This window comes from Pseudomonas sp. GW823-FHT02C02, from assembly GCF_058797635.1.
Genome location: NZ_JBXAJV010000009.1, coordinates 29,213 through 42,719, shown reverse-complemented (window position 1 = coordinate 42,719; position 13,507 = coordinate 29,213). Strand labels below are relative to the sequence as shown.

Below are 13,507 nucleotides of genomic sequence, written 5' to 3'. Positions count from 1 at the left end.
ATGAGCATGGACAAATACGCAATCGAGCACTTTCTACACGGGCAGATCGACTGTTGGAACCGGGGCGATAAGGAGGGCTTTTTCGCTCACTACCGCAGCGTCTCGGCCAACGGCTTGAGTATAGAATACGTCGGCAAGCCGCAGGCTGATGCATGGCAGGTGCTGGAAGGCATGTGGGCGCAGCAGCAAACCAGGGTTCGCGTCGAGGTACGCCAGTGCATCGTCAATGGCAATGAAGCGGCGTGCCATCACCTGAACGCCTTTCGCGAGCAGGAAGGTGGCATCGAAACGATCGAGTTGTATCGGTTCGAAGATGGAAAGTTGTCCGTGCGTTATTTCATCAACCAGTAATCGTTGCGCACAGCCTCGTCAGAAAGGCTGTGCGCGTCGGCGCCTAGACACCATCGGTGGAATGGGACAACTGCTGCCATTGCTCGATTTCCGCGAGCATCCTGTTGAGCTTATCACTGACCTGCTGATAAGCGTCGGAGCCCGCCAGATAACGCAACGGTGGATGTTCGCTGTTGGCCAGGTGCACCAGCGCTTCGCCCAGTTTCGCCGGGTTGCCGTTTTCCTGATGGTTGTAGGCGGCCGACGCGCCTTTGACTTTGGCGGTGAAGGCGGCGTAATCCTCCAGCCCACGTTTACCGAAGACTGCTGAGCTGGGGTCGAGAAAGTCGGTACGGAAAACCCCGGGCTCCACCAGCGTGACCTTGATGCCGAACTGCGCTACTTCCTGGGCCAGGGATTCGGAAAAACCTTCCACAGCAAATTTAGACGCGCAGTACAGCGCCGCACCGCCCATCCCGACCACGCCCCCCATTGAAGACACGTTGAACACCCGGCCGCTGCGTTGCTGACGCATGACGGGCAGCACAGTGCGGCAGACGTTGAACACACCAAATACGTTGGTCGCGAATTGCTGGTCGGCGTCGCTGGCGAAATTGTCTTCAAACGGCGCCAGTTGGCCATAACCGGCGTTGTTGACCAGCACATCGATTTGGCCGAAATGCGCCATGGCGGTCTCTACGGCTGCCAATGCCTGGGCTTCGTCGGTCACATCCAGGGCCACGGCCAGCACACGTTCGCCGTACTCGGCGAAGACAGTTTCCAGCGCTTCGATACGCCGGGCGCTGACCACCACGCGGTCACCGTCGGCCAAGGCGGCCTTGGCAATGGCGGCACCCAAGCCTCGAGCCGCACCGGTAATAAACCAGACTTTGTTCATTGCATCGCTCCAGTCGTTGTGCAAAAAAATGCCGCGTCAGCTCTGAGGCGGGCGCGGCAGCGTGCGTGAAAGATCAGCGCAGTGTTCAGTCGCGGTTGGCCGCTTCCCAGGCTTTCAGGTCGAATCCGTCAGCGGCGGCCTCGACCGCCGTCAGCTTGGGTGCGCGGGCGAGAATCTTGCGCGCCGCCATGTGATCGCCCATGCGATTGCAGGATTCCACGGCCACCAGACGGTCATCGCGAAAGCACAGCACTGACGCTTGATGTTCTTCGACTGAACCGAGCACGACGGTAATGTCATAGCCATGGGAGAGACCGGCAATCTGCAGCTTCAAGTTGCCTTGATCAGTCCAGAACCAGGGGAGGGCGCTATAGGGCGCCAGTTTGCCCATCAATCGTGCGGCCACGGCGCGGGCCTGGTCGACGGCGTTCTGCACCGACTCGAGGCGGGTGTGTAACTCATTGTTTTGCAGGCACGGGAAGCTGGCGACATCCCCCACTGCGGAAATTTGTGGGTCAGAGGTCAGCAGACTGGCGTCCACCTTGATGCCGTTCTCGATGTCCAGACCGGCCTCAGTCGCCAGTTGCGCATTGGGAATCACACCGATACCAAACACCACCAGGTCAGCAGGGAGCGCACGTCCGTCACCGGTTTGCACCGCGCACACCTTGCCGTTGTCGCCGTCGATTCGGCTCAAGCCCTGGCGGAAGTCAAAATGCACACCCCAGCCTTCATGTGCCTGGCGAAACAACTCCGACATCTCCCGCGAAACGGCGCGGGCCATGGGGCGCTCGCCCAGCTCCAGTACGTGCACATTAGCCCCTAGGGCAGCGGCCACCGCCGCGAACTCAAGGCCGATAAACCCGGCACCAATCACCACCACGTTGCGCGCCTCTTTGGCCAGCGGCGCCAGGGCATCGGCATCGGCTTTGGTTTTGATACCGAACACTTGCGGCAGCTCTGCGCCGGGAACCGGCAGGGGGCGGTTGTGGGCTCCGGTAGCCAGCACCAAGTGGTCGTAACTGACGGCAGCACCCGAGGCCAACACCACGCGTCGGTTCAGGCGGTCGATCGCGGTCGCCTGGTCATGCAGCAGTTCAATGCGCTGGGTGGTGTAGAAATCAGCAGGACGAAACAGCAGATTGGTCGCCTGGATCTTGCCAAGCAGATAGGCCTTGGACAATGGCGGGCGCTGGTAGGGCAGGCCTGGCTCATCGCCGATCAGGGTGATGCGCCCGTCATAGCCTTCCTGACGCAGGGAGGCAGCGACCTGAAATCCGGCCTGGCCAGCACCGACGATAACGACTGAGGCGAGGGTCATGGGAGCTCCTTCAAGCGCATTCAGAATTGCGACGACGGCAGGTGCAGAACCATGCCGTCCATGTCTTCGCTGATGATCATTTGACAGCTCAAGCGGCTGCTGTCACGGCGTTCGAAAGCGTACTCGAGCATGTCGTTCTCCATGCCTTCCGCCGCTTGCACCTTGCCCAGCCAGGCCTCGTCGACATAGGTATGGCAGGTGGCGCAACTGCAGGCACCACCGCAGTCGGCAGAAATACCCGGCACCGAGGCGAAGGTCGCGGCTTGCATCACCGATTGGCCGATGTCGCCTTTGACCTGATGGGCGGTGCCGTTGTGTTCAATAAACGTCAATGTGGGCATGTTCTGCTCCGATTCTTGTTGGGGGGCTCAGGATTGGCTGGGAATGGTTTGCGCATTGAAGTGCGGTACGCGCCCCAGGGTCAGTAGCAACAGCGGACCGATGAGGCAGCAGGCGGCGCTGTAAACCAGCATCGCGTTATACGAACCAGTGCGCGCCAGCATGTACGCGAAGAGCAGCGGCGCCAGCGCCGAGGCCACGGTATTCAGGCCCTGATGCACACCGAACAGGCGGCCGTATTCGCGCAAGCCGAAGTAGCGGGCAATCAGGAATGCGGCAATATCGAACTCCGCCCCGGCGCCGAATCCCACCAGCACCGCCGCCAGCATCAGCGGAGCAAATTCGGTGGTCGGGCTCAGGTAGATGAAACAACCGACGGCGGGCAGCACCAGGCTGATCGCAGACACAATCGGCGGCCACAGACGATCGAGCAGATAGCCGATAAGCATGCGGCCGAAGATCAGCGAAATACCAAAGCAGCTGAAGATGGTGGCCGCGTCCCCGGCGGACAGACCTCGGGCTTGCAGCATGGGCACGGTGCTGGTGACCATGCCGACAATCGAAGAAATCACCAGGCTGAGCGCCAGGTTGCAGGTCCAGAATTTCAGCGAGCCCATACCTTCACGAAAAGACATGCCGGGCAATTGCTCCAGCGCATGACCGTCGTCACGCTGACCTGCAACAGTGGGTAGCTTGAACCACAGCAGGATCAGCGGCAGCAGCACCAACAGGTTGAGCAGCGCGAGAATCACGAAGGCCGCGCGCCAGTCCCATTGCACGATACCCCACGCCATCAGGCGAGGAATGGTGGCGGCGGTGACGCCGGTCCCGGACAGACCAATGGCCAGCGCCAGGCCGCGATTGCTGTCGAACCAAAGGCTTATCAGTTGGGTCCAGGTCACCGCCAGCGCGCCCATGCCAACGATGGGCAGTAGCGCAAAGGCGATGTACATCGACCAGATCGATTGGGTCAGTTGCGTGGTCGCCAGGTAGCCGAGTGACAACAGCAGCAGGGAAATAACCGTCACGCGCTTCATGCCGTAGCGCAGGTTGAACCAACCCACCAACTGCAATGACACCACCGCGCCGCCAAACAGAAAGGTGATGCAGGCTTGCAGTTCACTTTTGCTCCAGCCAAAGGCATCGCCTAGCGGCACCACCAGTGTGCCGAAGCCATAGAGCAGAGCAGCGTTGATGCTGATGGCCACTCCGGCGACCGACAAAATCAGGATTTTCCAGCTTTGGCGGAATTCGCGCAGATCGATTGCCGCTTCGTTTCTAGACGGGTGCATGAAGTTGGCTTCCTTATAGGTTTTGTTGAGCCAAGCACTGCTACAAGTGGTGATGTGGACCACCGCCAGCAGATTCTTTGAACAGAATCTGGTTTTTTAATCAGAATAAAATCAGAAATTCGCCTTTGTCCAGCGCCGCTATCTGACTAACGGACAAACGATTTTCATGCGTTGCACCCACTGTTGAATCACTCTGAAGCTAGCCGTGTTCAACATCCTGCTGCGATTCACCCGTTTCGATGCCAAGGCAGTGACTAGCGACAGCGGATGAGTCTCAGCATATCCGCGTTAAAAATTAATTGCACATAAAATAAATAAGTGTTCATAATTTGCAGAGGCTGAACCTGATAAAGGAGAAAAAAATGAGTTCAGAAAAAGCGCAATTCAAAGCGGTGGCCGACCGAAGCCGCTGCTGTGGTTATGGTTTGTGTGCTGCGATTTGTCCCAGCCTGTACAAGCTTGATGCCGATGGCATGGTGTACCTCGACGACGCCCGGGTGCCGCCCGAGTTGGAGGAGGAGGCGCGTGAGGGTGCGGCCGCCTGCCCAGCGGAGGCCATCTGGCTTGAACCCATCACCCCGGATGACGAAGCTGTTTGATGGCGTGAGCGTCAGCTGCAACGTGATAACCACTGAGGTGAGGATGTGCTAATGGGACGATTACCAGACAAGGTCGCGCTGATTACCGGTACTGGCGGCGGCCAGGGCAGGGCTGCGGCGCTGCGTTTTGCCCGTGAAGGGGCGATTGTGGTCGGTTGCGATTTCAACGCCGAAGGTCACGAGGAGACTGCAGCGTTGATGCAGACCGAGGGGTTTACCCTGTACGGCTCGGCACCCGTGGACCTGGGCGATCACGAACAGGCCAAGGCCTGGATCGATGCCGCCGTGGCTGAACACGGGCGCATCGACATTCTCTACAACAATGCTTCCGCCGCACGTTTCGGATTGGTCAGCGAGCTGTCGATCGAAGATTGGCAGTACACCATGCGCAATGAAATCGACCTGCTGTTCTATACGACCAAATATGCCTGGCACCACTTGGCCGAACAGCGCGGGGTGATCATCAACGTATCGTCCACCGCCGCCTGGGGTGGCTCGAAAGTTGCCGGCATTTCCGCGCATTCAGCTGCCAAGGGCGCGGTGGTGTCCTTCACTCGCCAATTGGCGGTAGAAGGGGCGCCGTTCGGTATCCGTGCGGTCAGTTTGAGCCCGGGATTTGTCGCGACGCCTGGCACCCGGCCGTTTCTGGAAGACCCCAAGATGCGTGCCATGTTGCTGGATGGCGTATTGATGGATCGCCCCGGCGAACCCGAGGAAGTGGTGGCTATGGCGGTCTTTGTCGCCTCGGATGAAGCTTCATTCATTACCGGTTCGGACTTCGTCATCGATGGCGGGTTACTCGCGATCTAGCACGCGCGGCGCCCCGGCAGGGGGTACCGGCACCCTTTCATCTCGAACAATAACAAGGTGAATAACGTGGACATCATCGGTATCGGTTACATGGGCTTTGAGACCCCAAATCTCGAAGCGTGGCGTGAGTATGGCCCGCAGGTGATGGGGTTTGGCATCGGCAAGAACCCCGAGAGTGATCCCGATTCGCTGTACTTCAAGATCGATGATCGCCGCCATCGCTTTGCTTTCCACCCAGGCAAGGTGGACCGAATTGTCTACATCGGCTGGGAAGCGGTGGGGCGCATGGCGTTCGAGGACGGTATCAAGAAGCTGGCGGCGGCCAATGTCGACTACACCCGCGGTGATGCCGAACTGTGCGAAAAGCGTGGCGTGCGTGAATTGGTGCGTTTTCGTGACCCGGTGGGGTATCAGCACGAATTGTTTTACGGGCAAAAATGGCTGCCGCGCTCGTTCCAGCCGGGCCGTCCGCACAGTGGTTTCCTTGCCGACGAACGAGGCGCGGGTCATGTGGTGCTGATCACCCCGGACTACACACCGGAACTGGAAGACTTCCTGCTTAACGTCATGGGTTTCAGCTGGTATGGCGCCGGTGCGGGCAAAGGACGAACCGGTTTCTTCCGCTCCAAACTCAACCATCACACCAGTCATGACATCGCGTATGGCCACGGCCCGGGTCGCATGGGCGTGCAACATGTCGGGCTGTTTGTGCGCAACGTGCGTGATGTCGGTGAGACCTACGACATCGTGCGTCAGCGTGAACTGCCGATGATGATGACCCTCGGCCAACATGCCCAGGACCCCCATCTGTCGTTCTACCATTTCAATCCGTCCGGGTTTGCCTTTGAGACCATTGCTGAAATCGAGCCATGGCAAGGCGATCCCTACGAGCTGAATCCGGAAAAGCTCAGTCTGTGGGGCCACGAAATGGTCGGGCCAATTCTTGGTGCCAGCGTCAAGACACCGGAAGAAGTACTCGACGCCGAGTACCTGCCGACGTACCTGGCCAAGCACTGATATGCGCCTGGCGCGGGTCGAGGTGGACGGGCAAGCGTTCTGGGCGTTGCTGGATGCGCAAACTGACCGCCTGCGGCGTATTCATGCGCCGTTCACCCACTGGGCCGGGCTAGGGGCGGATCTTACGCCAGACGCCCTGGACCTGAGTGGCGAATGGTTGCCGTTGTCGGCTTCGCGCCTGCTTGCGCCGCTGGAACCGGGCAGCCGGGTATTTGGTGTGGGTCTCAATTACCTCAGCCACCTCAAGCGCCTGGGCAGTGAGGCGCCGGCGCACCCGCTGGCCTACATGAAACCTGAGTCAGCGCTGGTCGGTGCCAATGACGAGATCGATTATTCGCCGCTGACCACCCAGCTTGATTACGAGGTGGAACTCGTCGCCGTGGTGGGTCGCCCTTTGCTGGATGAACCCCATGCCAGCGCTTGCCTACTGGGGTACACCGTAGGCAATGACATCAGCGCGCGGGATGCCGGCAAGCAGATTGGTCGTCTTGACCTGTTGACCCAGAAATCCATGGACCGCACCACGCCAGTGGGGCCCTGGATTGTGACCGCCGACGATCTGGGCATTACCGGGCAACCGACACTGGATATGCGCCTGAGCGTAAACGACGAAGTGCGCCAGCAGGACAATACGCGGCAAATGATTTTTCCCCTGGACGAGTTGCTCAATTATCTGGATGCACGCATCAGTCTGCGTCCTGGCGATCTGGTGTTCACTGGCTCAACCCACGGTGTAGGGCTGGAAAGCGGGCGTTTTCTGCAGCCGGGTGATTGGGTCGAGGCTGAAATCAAAGGCATCGGCCAACTGCGCAATTCCATCGCTCAGCCGCGTCAGCTCAGCCCTTCGCGGGCGATGGGGCGACTGGGTCAGCCGCTGGACAAATAATTCCTGATTTTGACTGGCGTAGCCGCTGAGGAGTGAAGATGAGCGAGGGCTCGGCGTGGGCGCCGTTTCGCAATAAAGCGTTCCGCGGCTTATGGCTGGCAGCCGCAGTGGTCAACATGGCTATCTGGATGCAGACGGTCGCCGCGGCGTGGATCATGACCACATTGACGACCTCGGCAGCCATGGTCTCTCTGGTGCAAACCGCCGTGACCCTGCCGGTGTTCCTGTTTGCCTTTCCCGGTGGGGTGATTGCCGATCGGGTGGACCGTCGCAGTTGGCTGATCATTACCCAGTGCATGATGCTGTTCGCCGCGCTGGTATTGTGTGGGCTGGCGTACAGCGCGCACCTGGAAACCTGGGGCTTGCTGGCGTTTACCTTTGTGCTCGGTACCGGCAGTGCGTTGGGCATGTCGGCGTGGATGGTGACCATGGTCGGTGTACTGCCCCGCGACCAAGTGCCGGCCGCAGTGTCCTTGAACGGAATTTCCATCAATGCCACCCGCGCTTTGGGCCCCGCGCTGGCGGGTGCACTGATTGCGTACTGGAACACGACCTCGGTATTTCTGGTAATCGCGCTGTGTATGTTCGCGGTGCTGCTCTTCCTCTTTCGTATCGCGCCCAACCCGCCCACCGTGGGCTTGCCACCGGAAACCATGACCGGCGGCATGCGCAGTGGCCTGCGCTACATCCGGCATTCAGCGGTCCTGTTCAGCGCCATGAAGCAGGTTCTGGTGTTCACCATGAGTGCCAGCGCTTTGTGGGCCTTGATGCCACTGGTGGCCAAGCAGGAATTGGGCATGGATGCCGGTGGTTATGGCTTGCTCATGGCGTTTCTTGGTGCCGGTGCCGTGTTGGCTGCACTCAGCTTGCCGCGGCTGTATCGCGTACTGGGCATGCGTCATCTGCTGGTTTGCGGCGCCTTCTCCTTTGCCCTCGCCACTCTCACTGCCGCGCTATCCAACAACCGCTATGCGGTCTGCGCGATGATGCTGCTGGCGGGGTTTGGCTGGATGGCGGTCAACGCGACCATTTCCACGGTGGTGCAAACCTATGCCGCCAACTGGGTACGCGCGCGGGTCGCATCGGTCTATGTGTTGATCCTGATGGGCGCGATGGCAGCCGGAGGTGCGATATGGGGGGCATTGGCCGAATACCTGGGGTTGAGCCAGAGCTTGCTGCTCTCGACACTGTTGTTGCTGGTCGGTATCGCGCTGACCCGCAATGGCCATGTGGAGCTGGGCCAGGAAGCAGACTTTGCCGAGGTTCATTTGACCGACACACTGCAACTGGCCAGTCCAGTGTCCCATTCCGATGGACCGGTATCGGTGGAGATTGTGTACCAGGTGGCGGCGCCAGATCGCGATGACTTTCTTGCCGCGGTGTACACGGTAGGCAAGGCACGACGGCGCAACGGCGCGCAAAACTGGCGTTTGTACCGCGACATGGCGGACCCGCAACTCTACAGCGAGCGCTTTATTGTCGAGTCCTGGCTGGAATACTTGCGCCAACAGGTTCGGGTGACCCAGGCCGACCATGCCCAAGAGCGTCTCATCGAGCGTTTTCGTCGCGAAGATCTGCAAACCCGCCGTTTGATCTATCAGCCGCCAGTGAAACTAACCGATTGAAGTGATCGAGTAATTCCCAGATAAAACTTTTACGGCGCCAATCATTCTCAGGCTAGAATGGCGCCACTCTAAAGTTACTGGATCGGGCATGGAACTCACTGACGTCAACGACAGCAGCAAATCGGCCGGCGCAACCCTCGTCAAGCCGGTTTCTAACGCCATGCGCATCTTGCGCTATCTCAGTCAGGTGGGTACGCCGGAACGCTCAGTGGACATCGCCCGGCAACTGAAAATCAACCCTAGCACCTGCTTCAACATCCTGCGTACCCTGGTGCAAGAGGAGGTGGTCGATTTCAGTGCGCTTTCCAAGCGTTACACCGTGGGCCTGGGCCTGGCGCGTCTGGTCGAACAATTGGTGACCCAGGGTCATCGCGTACAGATGGCCAAACCGCTGTTGCAGAACCTGGCTGCGCGCCAGCGGGTGACCATCACCCTGTGGCGCAAAATGAGCCCTGACCGAATCGTCATTGTCAGCTCCGCTGCGAGCCCGACCGATGTGCGTATCGACATGGCCGAAGGTCAGCGTCTGCCGATTCTGATGGGCGCCAGCGGCCGGTTGTTCGCCACACAGATCGACCTCGACGACCCGGAAGTACAGAGCAGCTTCGAGACGATTCGCTGGGCCCAGCCACTGTCGCTGGAGGTCTATCGCGAAGAGGTCCGGGAAGCTGCCGAGCGCGGTTGGGCAATGGACGATGGGCATTTCTCGGGAGGGATTCTAGCCATTGCAGCGCCGGTCTTTTCACCGACCAACAGCATCGATTTCACCGTGTCAGCGGTGATGTTCCGTGGCCAACGGGATGAAGAGGGCCTTGCCGAACTGGGCAAGGCGCTGATCGAGTTCTGTAGCGAAGTAGCCGGCGTACTCTACTGAGGCGCGCCGTTACTCGCGAACCAGAAGCAGGCTGCCCCCCAACGGGCCGCCTCCGGCTGCCACCGTGCTGACGCGGTGTTCGCGGATTTGCCGGCCTTCGGCACGACCCCACAGTTGCAGACAGGCTTCATGCACGTAACCCAGGCCGTGGGTGCGTCCGCCAGACAGCTGCCCGCCATTGGTATTGATGGGCAAGCTGCCCTGCAGCGCAATGCGCGTGCCACCCTCGACGAACGCACCACTTTGTCCGGTGGGGCACAGGCCCAGGGCTTCCAGCCAGATCAGGGTCAAGATCGAAAATCCGTCATACAACTGCGCAGATTCGACATCCTGCGGGGTGTAGTCGGTGCGCGCCCACATCATCTCGCCGACATCGAAGGCGGCCATTTTGGTCAGGGAGATCTGATCCCACGACCAGGGCTGGTTCAACGCTGCGCCCATGGCCTCAATGCGGATCGGTTTGTTCGGCTGGTCCTGGGCGATATCACGACGGGACAGGATGATGGCGGTGGACGCATCGCAATGCACGTCGCAGTCGAACATGCGCAGAGGCGTCGAAATCATCCGCGAGGCCATGTAGTCATCCATGCTCATCGGCGTGCGGTACAGCGCTTTCGGATTGCGCATGGCGTTCTGGCGACAAGTAAGGGCTATTTGCGCCAGCTGCTCCGGTCGGGTGCCGTACTCATGGAAGTGGCGCTGAGCATACAACGCCATCAGATTGATGCCCGATTGCACATTGAACGGCGTAAACCACTGCCAGGCGTAGCTGCTGTCGCGCCCCTGGGTTTTGTTGGTCAGTGCACCGGCCTGTTTGTTGACCATGCGCGCCGACGCTTCGGTGATGGTGCGAAACACCAGTACGTGCTTGCACAGGCCCGCCGCAATCGCCATGGCCCCGTTGATCACACCGGTGAGCGGGCCGGGCCCTTCATAACCACCACCGAACCAGTTGACGTTGAGCCCGAGGGCGCTCTTCAGCGCACTGGGACCGACCGGTGAAAACGGGTCGCCATTGTTGTTGTCGCCCGGCCAGCAGGCTACGCCGTCGATGTCGCTGCGTTGCAGGCCGGCGTCGGCAATGGCTTCGAGGCAGGCATCCAGGGTCAGGCGCATCGCTGACTTGTTCGAGGGTCGCCCGACTTCCGATTGGCCGATGCCGGTGATGGCTACGTCTTTCTCATAACGATGATCGAACATCACTGATCCTTCTCGAACAGAGGCAACCACACATCCTCGACATTGAGGAAGCTGACCCGTACCGGCATGTCGATATGCACATCCGTGACCGGTATGCCCACCACGTTGCTCACGAACTGCAAGCCGGGTTGTTCAACCAGCTCGATGATTGCCACCACATAGGGCACCTCCAGGTCGGGGGTCCAAGCCTGATAGTTGATGGTGAAGCTGAGCACTTTGCCCTTGCCGGACACCGCTTGCGGCGCGACGTCAAAGCTTGCGCAATGCGGGCACAGCGGCGCGGGCGGGTGGAAATACCGGCTACAGGCTGCGCAGCGATGAACGAGCAGTTCGCCCTGTTGACCGCCTTGCCAGAAGGCGCGGTTGTCGGCGTTGAGTGCAGGCAGTTTTCTAGGCATCAGCGGTCCGCAGGTGAGTGTTTGACTTGAAGTCATACGGTATCATTTGTACATATTTTCTAAAAGTGTCATATATTCATCCGGACAAAGGCGCGAATCGACCGTTCGCGCCGTAAAACAACAACAAGAGGATTTCGCGATGTTCCAATCACTATTGGACAAGAGGGTAGTCGTCACCGGCGGGTTTGGTGCCCTCGGCAGCGCACTTGGCAAATTTCTGCTGGCGCGTGGCGCCCGGGTGGCGTTGCTGGATCGTAGCGAGGCCCCAGCCGCTTTATTGGACACGGAAAATCTGCTGTGTGTGGGCGATGTTGACCTGACTTCGGTCGAATCGGCCAGCGCGGCGTTCGAGCAGATTGCGGCGCATTTGGGTGGTATCGACGGTTTGGTCAATGTCGCGGGCGGTTTTGCCTGGGAGACCGTCGAAGGTGGAAGCCTGCTGACCTGGGATCGGCTTTACCAGATGAACGTGCGTACCGCCGTGGTCAGTTCCCAATCGGCGTTGACGCACCTGCTGGATTCCGGGGCAGGGCGTATCGTCAACATTGGCGCGCTGGCCTCGGTCAAAGCCGCAACAGGTATGGGGGCTTACGCCGCCTCCAAGGCCGGTGTGGCCCGGTTGACCGAGGCGTTGGCCGAGGAGCTGAAGGATCGTGGTGTAACGGTTAACGCTGTGCTGCCGAGCATTATTGACACCCCCGCCAACCGCGCCGACATGCCTGATGCCGACAGCAGCCGCTGGGTCACCCCGCAGGCGTTGGCGGCGGTCGTGGCATTTCTGTTATCCGATGAAGCCGCAGCGGTAACCGGTGCGCTGCTGCCCGTGAGTGGCCGCGTATGAGACTGGTGACGTATACCGATGCCGAAGGTTTTGATCGCGCGGGAGCATTGCTCAATCGGGACCAGCAGGTCCTCGACCTGCAAGACGCTTACCGCTTGCTGGAAGGTCGCGACAGTGTGGCATTAAGCAGCATTCTGGCGCTGGTTGAGGCCGGTGAGCCGGCGCTTGAGTTAGCCCGTTCGTTGGTTGCCAAGGCTCCCTCGGCGGCAGTGCTGGAGCGTGACAGCGTGAAGCTGCGCGCACCGATCCAGCCACCTCCACAAATGCGCGACTGTTCCTGCTTCGAATTGCATCTGCGCCAGAGCTTCGCGGCGGCCCGTCGCGCCCGTGCGCTGCGTACCGAAGACCCCGAAGCCACCCTGAAAGCGATGAACACACGCGCCGACGACCGGGTCATCGAGACCTTCAACAAGCAGCCCATCTACTACAAGGGCAACCGTTTCGCGGTGATTGGCATCGACGATGAATTCCAATGGCCAAGTTTCAGTCGGGCGATGGATTTCGAACTGGAGTTCGGTTGCTACATCGGCAAGCGCGGCAAAGACATCAGCCGTGAAGCCGCCCGGGCGCATATCGTCGGCTACACCATCTTTAACGACATGAGTGCCCGCGACGCCCAGGCCCTGGAAATGCCGGGCATGCTCGGCCCGGCCAAGAGCAAGGATTTCGATACCGCCAACATCATGGGCCCCTGTCTGGTGACAGCCGATGAGCTGGGTGATCCCTATGACCTGAACATGGTCGCCCGGGTCAATGGCGAGGAGTGGGGGCGCGGCAATACCCGCGATATGCGCTGGAGTTTCGAAGACGTGATTGCCCACGTGTCTCGTTCGGAAACCCTGTACCCCGGTGAGTTTCTTGGTTCCGGCACAGTCGGAAACGGCTGCGGCCTGGAGCAATTGCGTTATTTGAAGCCTGGTGATGTGGTTGAACTGGAGATCGACGGCATTGGTGTGCTGCGCACTCAAGTGGGCAAGGCGTCGAGCAAGGATTGACGCGTACGTGAATGACGGAAGAATTCACTTACAAGTGCAAAGTGAATTCTATGTACATAAATAGAGAAAGTGTCTTATATTT

Annotated in this window: 15 protein-coding genes; 9 read left to right on the top strand and 6 right to left on the bottom strand. The window is 59.8% G+C overall.

Translation table 11 applies throughout. The features are described 5' to 3' along the window. Positions 1-351: a nuclear transport factor 2 family protein gene (locus tag AC1ROI_RS17505; RefSeq protein WP_083376123.1), complete on the top strand. Its 351-nt coding sequence runs from the start codon at positions 1-3 to the stop codon at positions 349-351. Between the two features lie 43 nt (positions 352-394). On the opposite strand, the gene AC1ROI_RS17500 is transcribed toward AC1ROI_RS17505, so the two are convergent. The 4 genes from AC1ROI_RS17500 to AC1ROI_RS17485 all read right to left on the bottom strand — a co-directional run bounded on the left by AC1ROI_RS17500 (position 395) and on the right by AC1ROI_RS17485 (position 4,180). Next, complete coding sequence (locus AC1ROI_RS17500; protein ID WP_102594487.1) at positions 395-1,228, bottom strand: oxidoreductase; 834 nt, start codon at positions 1,226-1,228, stop codon at positions 395-397. 85 nt (positions 1,229-1,313) lie between these two features. Continuing rightward, the gene (locus AC1ROI_RS17495; RefSeq protein WP_083376125.1) at positions 1,314-2,549 is read right to left on the bottom strand and encodes an NAD(P)/FAD-dependent oxidoreductase; all 1,236 of its coding nucleotides are present in this window, start codon (positions 2,547-2,549) and stop codon (positions 1,314-1,316) included. A 20-nt stretch (positions 2,550-2,569) separates the two neighbouring features. After that, positions 2,570-2,890 (bottom strand): 2Fe-2S iron-sulfur cluster-binding protein, encoded by a 321-nt coding sequence (locus AC1ROI_RS17490; RefSeq protein ID WP_020300799.1) that lies wholly within the window; start codon positions 2,888-2,890, stop codon positions 2,570-2,572. A gap of 27 nt (positions 2,891-2,917) precedes the next feature. After that, positions 2,918-4,180 carry an MFS transporter gene (locus AC1ROI_RS17485; RefSeq protein WP_102594488.1) on the bottom strand — a complete coding sequence of 421 codons (1,263 nt, stop codon included), beginning with the start codon at positions 4,178-4,180 and terminating at the stop codon, positions 2,918-2,920. A gap of 362 nt (positions 4,181-4,542) precedes the next feature. Between AC1ROI_RS17485 and AC1ROI_RS17480 the strand changes: the two genes are divergently transcribed. The 6 genes from AC1ROI_RS17480 to AC1ROI_RS17455 all read left to right on the top strand — a co-directional run bounded on the left by AC1ROI_RS17480 (position 4,543) and on the right by AC1ROI_RS17455 (position 9,991). Continuing rightward, the gene (locus AC1ROI_RS17480; RefSeq protein WP_020300797.1) at positions 4,543-4,779 is read left to right on the top strand and encodes a ferredoxin; all 237 of its coding nucleotides are present in this window, start codon (positions 4,543-4,545) and stop codon (positions 4,777-4,779) included. Between the two features lie 51 nt (positions 4,780-4,830). Further along, the gene (locus tag AC1ROI_RS17475; RefSeq protein WP_083376127.1) at positions 4,831-5,589 is read left to right on the top strand and encodes an SDR family NAD(P)-dependent oxidoreductase; all 759 of its coding nucleotides are present in this window, start codon (positions 4,831-4,833) and stop codon (positions 5,587-5,589) included. A 66-nt stretch (positions 5,590-5,655) separates the two neighbouring features. Then, positions 5,656-6,606: a VOC family protein gene (locus AC1ROI_RS17470; protein ID WP_083376128.1), complete on the top strand. Its 951-nt coding sequence runs from the start codon at positions 5,656-5,658 to the stop codon at positions 6,604-6,606. Between the two features lies 1 nt (position 6,607). Next, positions 6,608-7,492 (top strand): fumarylacetoacetate hydrolase family protein, encoded by an 885-nt coding sequence (locus AC1ROI_RS17465; RefSeq protein WP_083376129.1) that lies wholly within the window; start codon positions 6,608-6,610, stop codon positions 7,490-7,492. Positions 7,493-7,530: 38 nt separating this feature from the next. Further along, the gene (locus AC1ROI_RS17460) at positions 7,531-9,117 is read left to right on the top strand and encodes an MFS transporter (protein ID WP_083376130.1); all 1,587 of its coding nucleotides are present in this window, start codon (positions 7,531-7,533) and stop codon (positions 9,115-9,117) included. Positions 9,118-9,205: 88 nt separating this feature from the next. After that, complete coding sequence (locus tag AC1ROI_RS17455) at positions 9,206-9,991, top strand: IclR family transcriptional regulator (protein ID WP_083376131.1); 786 nt, start codon at positions 9,206-9,208, stop codon at positions 9,989-9,991. Between the two features lie 9 nt (positions 9,992-10,000). Here the strand turns inward: AC1ROI_RS17455 and AC1ROI_RS17450 are convergent, their stop codons facing one another. Together AC1ROI_RS17450 and AC1ROI_RS17445 are read right to left on the bottom strand one after the other, a co-directional pair. Further along, on the bottom strand, positions 10,001-11,191 hold the full coding sequence (locus AC1ROI_RS17450; protein WP_083376132.1) for a thiolase family protein: 1,191 nt from the start codon (positions 11,189-11,191) through the stop codon (positions 10,001-10,003). Beyond that, complete coding sequence (locus AC1ROI_RS17445) at positions 11,191-11,589, bottom strand: Zn-ribbon domain-containing OB-fold protein (protein WP_083377286.1); 399 nt, start codon at positions 11,587-11,589, stop codon at positions 11,191-11,193. Before AC1ROI_RS17445 ends, AC1ROI_RS17450 begins: the two co-directional genes overlap by 1 nt. A 139-nt stretch (positions 11,590-11,728) precedes the next feature. Between AC1ROI_RS17445 and AC1ROI_RS17440 the strand changes: the two genes are divergently transcribed. Then, on the top strand, positions 11,729-12,430 hold the full coding sequence (locus tag AC1ROI_RS17440; protein ID WP_083376133.1) for an SDR family NAD(P)-dependent oxidoreductase: 702 nt from the start codon (positions 11,729-11,731) through the stop codon (positions 12,428-12,430). Further along, the gene (locus AC1ROI_RS17435) at positions 12,427-13,425 is read left to right on the top strand and encodes a fumarylacetoacetate hydrolase family protein (RefSeq protein ID WP_102594489.1); all 999 of its coding nucleotides are present in this window, start codon (positions 12,427-12,429) and stop codon (positions 13,423-13,425) included. The genes AC1ROI_RS17440 and AC1ROI_RS17435 overlap by 4 nt, the downstream gene beginning before the upstream one ends. Positions 13,426-13,507: the final 82 nt, after the last annotated feature.